7 protein-coding genes are annotated in these 5,387 nt (G+C 72.5%); all 7 read left to right on the top strand.

Annotated features, from left to right (window positions below):
* On the top strand, nt 1–593 hold a 593-nt coding region (locus E9549_RS22400), incomplete at its 5' end, for a flagellar hook-length control protein FliK (RefSeq protein ID WP_236828803.1).
* A gap of 15 nt (nt 594–608) precedes the next feature.
* Nucleotides 609–1,031 carry a flagellar hook assembly protein FlgD gene (locus E9549_RS22395; protein ID WP_236828802.1) on the top strand — a complete coding sequence of 141 codons (423 nt, stop codon included), beginning with the start codon at nt 609–611 and terminating at the stop codon, nt 1,029–1,031.
* A gap of 65 nt (nt 1,032–1,096) precedes the next feature.
* Nucleotides 1,097–2,371 carry a flagellar hook protein FlgE gene (locus E9549_RS22390; RefSeq protein WP_236828801.1) on the top strand — a complete coding sequence of 425 codons (1,275 nt, stop codon included), beginning with the start codon at nt 1,097–1,099 and terminating at the stop codon, nt 2,369–2,371.
* A 241-nt stretch (nt 2,372–2,612) separates the two neighbouring features.
* Nucleotides 2,613–2,894 (top strand): flagellar FlbD family protein, encoded by a 282-nt coding sequence (locus tag E9549_RS22385; protein WP_236828800.1) that lies wholly within the window; start codon nt 2,613–2,615, stop codon nt 2,892–2,894.
* Nucleotides 2,895–2,897: 3 nt separating this feature from the next.
* Entirely contained in the window at nt 2,898–3,668 is a 771-nt protein-coding gene (locus tag E9549_RS22380; RefSeq protein WP_236828798.1) for a motility protein A, read from the top strand.
* Between the two features lie 4 nt (nt 3,669–3,672).
* Nucleotides 3,673–4,575: a flagellar motor protein MotB gene (locus E9549_RS22375; RefSeq protein WP_236828796.1), complete on the top strand. Its 903-nt coding sequence runs from the start codon at nt 3,673–3,675 to the stop codon at nt 4,573–4,575.
* Nucleotides 4,572–5,042: a flagellar basal body-associated FliL family protein gene (locus E9549_RS22370; RefSeq protein WP_236828795.1), complete on the top strand. Its 471-nt coding sequence runs from the start codon at nt 4,572–4,574 to the stop codon at nt 5,040–5,042. Before E9549_RS22375 ends, E9549_RS22370 begins: the two co-directional genes overlap by 4 nt.
* The last annotated feature ends 345 nt before the right edge of the window (nt 5,043–5,387 follow it).

The following is a 5,387-nucleotide window of genomic DNA, read 5'->3' as shown; positions in this document are numbered from 1 at the left end:
CCGAGCCGGCCCCCGAGGCCGCCGCCGATCCCGCCGGGCCGCTGCCGCTCACGCTCCCCGCCGCCCCGACAACCACCCCTGGCACCGCGGCGGCCGCGCCCGCCGTCCCCGGCACGCCGGCCACCGGCACCGGTGCCGCGCTGCCGGTCTCCGGGCAGCTCTCCCAGCAGGTGGCCCTCCTCAGCGACGCCGGCACCGGGTCGCACACGATGACGCTGGTGCTCACCCCCGACACCCTCGGGCCGGTGCAGCTGCAGGTCACCGTCGCCGAGGGCGTGCTCGACCTGACCCTGCGCGGCGCCCACGAGCTCGGCCGCGCGGCCCTGCTGGACGCCCTCCCCGAGCTGCGCCGCGACCTGGAGGCCGCCGGGCTCACCCCGTCGCGGGTCGAGGTGGACGCCGACGCGGGCGGCTCCTGGCTGTCCCGGCACGCCGCCGAGCAGCAGGCCCGGCAGGACACCGGGAGCCGGGGCGGGCCGCAGGAGCCGGCCGCCGGGTGGTCACGACCGGGTGGTCGGCCTGCCGATAGCGGAGAGGGGCGTGCTGCCCCCCTGATCCGATCCACGTCGTCCGGCGTGGACGTGCGCGTCTGAGAGCGAGGAGCCCACATGCCGGACGCGGTGAGCGGTGCCACGGGTACCACCGCGACCTACTCCGCGACGACCTCCGTCGACCGCGGTGACCAGATGGGGAAGGACACCTTCCTCAAGCTGCTGGTCGCGCAGATGAAGTACCAGGACCCGGGCAACCCGGCCGACACCAACCAGCTCATGGCGCAGACGGCGACCTTCAGCCAGGTGGAGAAGCTCGAGGAGATCGCCAAGCAGAACGCCTCGATGCTGGCCCTGCAGCGCTCCAGCAGCGCCGGGGCGATGGTCGGCCAGACCGTCACCTGGACCGACTCGACCGGCGCCCCGCAGACCGGCGTCGTCACCTCCGTCCGCCTGGCCACCGACAAGGCCGAGGCCGAGGCCACGATCGGCGGCGTCGCCGTGCCCCTGGGCCGGATCACCCACGTCGGCACCCGCTGACGCCCCGAAGACCCCGCGCCGACCCGCGCTCCCCCAGCCCCGCCCCCCACCCGGAGGAGACCCCGATGCTCCGCTCCATGTTCTCCGCCATCTCCGGTCTGCGTGCCCACCAGACCAAGATGGACGTCACCGGCAACAACATCGCCAACGTCAACACCGTCGGCTTCAAGAGCAGCTCCACCGTCTTCCAGGACACGCTCTCGCAGATCGTGCGCGCCGGCGGCGCCCCCGCCGAGGACCGCGGCGGCACGAACCCCGCGCAGATCGGCCTGGGCGTGAAGCTCGCAGCGGTCACCACCAACTGGACCAACGGGGCCGCCCAGTCGACCGGCCGCTCGACCGACTTCATGATCGAGGGCGACGGCTTCTTCGTCACCAGCGGGCCCGGCGGGGAGCAGCTGTACACCCGGGCCGGCTCGTTCGACTTCGACGCCACCGGCCGGCTGGTCACCCCCGACGGCAGCATCCTGCAGGGCTGGATCGCCGAGGCCGACGGCACCATCAACCCGAACGGCCCGATCGGCCCCCTGTCCGTGCCCTACGGCCAGATCGTCAACCCGCGCGCCACCACCGCCGGCCAGCTCGAGGGCAACCTCAACGCCGCGTCGCCGGTGGGCGCGATCGTGCAGACCCCGACGACGATGTACGACGCGCAGGGCGTCGGGCAGCCGATGACCTACACGTTCACCAAGACCGCCGACAACACGTGGAGCCTCGTCGTGCGGGACGCAGCGGGCGACGCCAAGCAGTTCAGCGCAGCGGACGGAACCCCCATGGTCGACGGGGGCGGCGCCCCGGTCGAGGCCATGACCGTCGAGTTCGACGTGAACGGCGTGATGACCGCACCGGCCGGCGACATCTCCTTCCTGCCCGGCGGCGCCAGCTGGGCCGGGCCGGTGTCGGTCGCCCTGGGCGGCGGCTCGATCACCCAGTTCGCCGGCTCCAGCGAGGTCACCGCCCCGGAGCAGGACGGCTACGCCCTGGGCTCGCTGCAGTCGTTCTCGCTCTCCAACGACGGCACCATCACCGGCGTCTACTCCAACGGCCTGCGCCAGCCGCTCGGGCAGCTGGCCATGGCCGCCTTCAACAACCCCAGCGGGCTGGAGAAGGCCGGCAACTCCTCGTTCCGCGTGGGCGACAACTCCGGCGTGGCGATGATCGGCGTCGCCGGTGCCGGAGGGCGCGGGCAGCTGGTCTCCGGTGCCCTGGAGATGTCCAACGTCGACCTCTCCGAGGAGTTCACCAGCCTGATCGTCGCCCAGCGCGGCTTCCAGGCCAACAGCCGCGTGATCACCGCGTCCGACGAGATCCTCCAGGACCTGGTGAACCTCAAGCGCTGAGCATCGGCCCGCCTGCAGGGGCCCGCCGCGAGCGTGCGGGCGGTGGGGGGCAGGCGGGTCCTTCCGCTGCCATCCCGGCGCAGCCCGACCACCGGCGGCCCGGTCACCCGGAAGGGTGACCGGGCCGTCCGTCACACGCCCCCCGCCAGCACCTTCGGCTCAAGGAGGCCCCGGCCGGGGCCGATGACAGAGGTGCCGTTCCCGCCCGGTACACCGGCACCCCGAGCAAGAGGACCCACCCGTGATCCGAGTGACGCGCCTGAACGGCGACGAGTTCGCGCTCAACCCCGACCTGATCGAGAAGGTCGAGGCCCACCCCGACACGGTCGCCTTCCTGGTGGACGGCACGAAGTACGTGGTGCGCGAGAGCGTGTCCGAGGTGCTGCAGGAGATCCGCGAGTACCGCGCCGGCATCCTCGCCCTCTCCTACGAGATGGACCGCGGCACCTACCGCCCGCAGGTCCCCGGGCAGCCGGTGGGCGACTCGTCCGTCGTCCCCTTCCCGACCCGAGAGGAGCGCTGACCCGTGGATCCGGCCACCCTGATCGGGTTCGCCATCTCCATCATCGCCCTGGTCGTCTTCATGATCCTCGAAGGCGCCGACCCGACATCGCTGATCTTCCTGCCGGCGATCGTCCTGGTGGTCATCGCCACCTTCGGCGCGGCGGCGGCCAGCCAGACGATGGACGACCTGAAGAAGGTCGGCAGCTGGTTCAAGATGGCCGTGATGCCGGCGAAGGTGCCGCCGCCGACCGACCAGATCCAGACCCTGGTCAGCCTCGCGGAGAAGGCCCGCAAGGAGGGCCTGCTCGCGCTGGAGGCCCAGGTCAAGCAGATCGAGGACCCGTTCCTCAAGCGCGGGCTGCAGATGGGCATCGACGGCACCGACCCCGAGGAGCTGCGTGCCGTCCTCGAGAGCGAGATCGCGGCCAAGAAGGCCGAGGACAAGGTCGCCGCCAAGTTCATGAACAACATGGGCGGCTACGCGCCGACCATCGGCATCCTGGGCTGCATCGTCGGCCTGATGAACGTCATGGGGAACCTCAACAACCCCGAGACGCTCGGTCCCATGGTCGCCGCGGCGTTCATCGCCACGCTCTGGGGCGTCATGGCCGCCAACTTCTGGTTCCTCCCCATGGGCGCCAAGATCCTCCGGGTCAGCGAGCTGCAGGCCGCGCAGATGGAGCTGCTCGTCGAGGGCATCGCCGAGATCCAGGCCGGCACGAGCCCGCGCGCCGTCCGGCTCAAGCTGACCTCGCTCGTGCCGCCGGGCTCGGTGGCCAAGGAAGCGGCGTGATCCCGTGAGCAGCGGTCACGGCCGCCGCCGCGGCAAGAAGCACGAGGAGCACGAGGAGCACGAGAACCACGAGCGGTGGCTGGTGTCGGGCTTCGACATGATGACCCTGCTGTTCGTGCTGTTCGTGGTCCTCTTCGCGATGAGCAAGGTGGACGAGCAGAAGTTCGCGGCCCTGGCCAAGGGCATGGCCGAGAGCTTCGGCGGGCCCATCACCGTCCAGCCGGGCCCGACGCCGGAGGGCGCCGTCCTCGACGGGCTGCCCGGCGTGGTCGACATCGCCTCCGCCATCCCGTCGGACCCGACCGTCGCGCAGGCCGAGCTCGACAAGGCCGCCGCGCAGGCCGCGGCGGAGCGGGCCGAGCGCATCGCCGGCGAGGCGCAGGCCGCCTACGACGAGCTGGCCCGGGCCCGCGACCGGATCGACGCGGCGCTCACCGCGGCGGGGTACGCCGGCGCCGCCCGCTTCGAGATCGACGAGCGCGGCCTGGTCGTGCACATCGTGGCCGACCAGGTGCTCTTCGACGCCGAGGAGGCCGTCCTCCGACCCGAGGGGCGGGCGATCCTCAGCGCCGTCGCGCCCACCCTCGGCGAGCTGCCCAACCAGCTCGGGGTGGAGGGCCACGCCAACCACCTCCCGGTCACCGCCGGCGGCCCGTGGCCGTCGAACTGGGAGCTCTCGGCCACCCGCGCGACCACGGTCGTCCGGTACCTGGCCACGGAGGGGATCCCGCAGCCGCGCCTGTCGGCCGTCGGCTACTCCTCGACCCGGCCGCTGGTGCCCGAGTCCGACCCCTCCGCACTCACCGTCAACAGACGGGTCGACGTCGTCGTCCTGTCCACCGCGTCGGCGGAGGCCAACGCCCTCCTGCCCGGCCTCGACGCCGCCCACCGAGGAGTGACCGAATGAGCAAGGACAAGACCGCGCCCGCCGACGGCGAGGAGACCGAGGGCAAGGGCGGCAAGGGCAAGCTCCTCCTGGCGCTGGCCCTGGTGCTGCTCGCCGGCGCCGGTGCCGCCTACTTCTTCCTCTTCGCCGGCTCCGGCGAGGCGGAGGCCGCAGCACCCGAGCACGGCGGCTACACCGCGCTGGAGCCCATCGCGGTGAACCTCGCCGGTGGTGGCTACCTGAAGATCGGGATCACCCTGGACTACACCGTCGAGGCCGCCGGCGGCGGCCACGGCGCGGGCGGTGTCGACGGCGCCAAGGCCTACGACGCGATCATCTCCACCTTCTCGCAGGCCAACCCGGCCGACGTCACCAACGCCCGGGAGGCGCTGAAGGAGTCGCTGGAGCAGAAGATCATCGAGGCCTACACCGTCGACGGTGTCCAGACGGTCATGGGCATCTACTACACGGAGTACGTCACGCAGTGAGACTCGACCGAGTCCCCCTCCGCACCCGCCCGGCGTCGCCGGCGGAGGTGGAGGGCGGCTGCCGACCGGTTGATGCGAGCCGTCGACGCCCATCCACCACCGGGCGAGCCGCAGGTGCGACAGGCGGCCGGGCGGACGATGTGCGCTGAGTGGGGACACCAGCTCCTGGAACTCCCACCCAGCGCACATCGTCACCCGCCGACCGGATGAGCCCCTGACCGGTACTGCTCCGCTCCACCCGCACCACCCGCCACACGACCCCCGGCCGGCACGGGGCACCCGCGGCGCCCGGTCAGGGTGCCCCGTGCCGGCCGGGGGTCGTGTGGCGGGTGGTGCGGGTGGAGC

It is taken from the genome of Blastococcus sp. MG754426 (assembly GCF_021699055.1).
Classification (GTDB): Bacteria; Actinomycetota; Actinomycetes; order Mycobacteriales; family Geodermatophilaceae; genus Blastococcus.
The sequence above is the reverse complement of the archived record's forward strand: the minus strand, read 5'-3'. Positions and strand labels throughout refer to the sequence as shown.

What these genes read in the sequence shown, in the direction of transcription:
- E9549_RS22395 (WP_236828802.1), top strand. Translation starts at nt 609, where the DNA reads ATGCCGGACGCGGTGAGCGGTGCCACGGGTACCACCGCGACCTACTCC.
- E9549_RS22390 (WP_236828801.1), top strand. Translation starts at nt 1,097, where the DNA reads ATGCTCCGCTCCATGTTCTCCGCCATCTCCGGTCTGCGTGCCCACCAG.
- E9549_RS22370 (WP_236828795.1), top strand. Translation starts at nt 4,572, where the DNA reads ATGAGCAAGGACAAGACCGCGCCCGCCGACGGCGAGGAGACCGAGGGC.